Here is a 668-nt window from a genome sequence, read left to right on the forward strand (position 1 = left end):
AAGATCGGGGCGGGTTTATTTAGATTGTTTATGGGTATTAAAGGTTAACTCGAACCCGCCCCTACGGGGTAGATTTTGGATAGAATATAAATATTGTATTGATTTTATGAAAAAATGAAATATAATCGGGATATTCATCACCGCCATTCTATTCGTCTACGGGGATATGATTATAGTCAACCTGGAGCGTATTTTATAACGATTTGTATTGATAAGCGTGAATGTTTATTAGGGGATATTCAAGAGCAAATTGTTATTTTAAACCGTTATGGGGAAGTTGTTAATTTTAATTGGCTTAACCTTACAAAAGTTTATCCTAGCATTAAATTAGATAGTTTTGTAATTATGCCGAATCATATTCATGGTATTATTATTTTAACGGATTATAGCTATAATTTATCGGAAATTGTCCGGGGGTTAAAAACATTTTCAGCCCGGAGAATTAATCAATTGCGATCGCTGTCAGGAATCTCTGTATGGCAAAGGGGGTATTATGAACATATTATTCGCAATCAGACAACATTAACAAAAATTCAAGAATATATTCTGAATAATCCCTATAATTGGCAAACCGACGAAATGCACCCGTCACAAAAATTTCCCATTTCTCAAAAATTCAATATTAAATTAAATGATAACATGACATTACCCCTGAATTTATCATCCTA

The 668-nt window shown here is 32.6% G+C and carries 1 protein-coding gene; it reads left to right on the top strand.

The genetic code is table 11. The features are described 5' to 3' along the window. Positions 1-114 precede the first annotated feature (114 nt). The coding region (locus PL8927_RS27630) for a transposase (RefSeq protein WP_197047590.1) at positions 115-668 on the top strand (554 nt) is incomplete at its 3' end.

The sequence above is a fragment of the Planktothrix serta PCC 8927 genome (assembly GCF_900010725.2).
GTDB lineage: Bacteria > Cyanobacteriota > Cyanobacteriia > Cyanobacteriales > Microcoleaceae > Planktothrix > Planktothrix serta.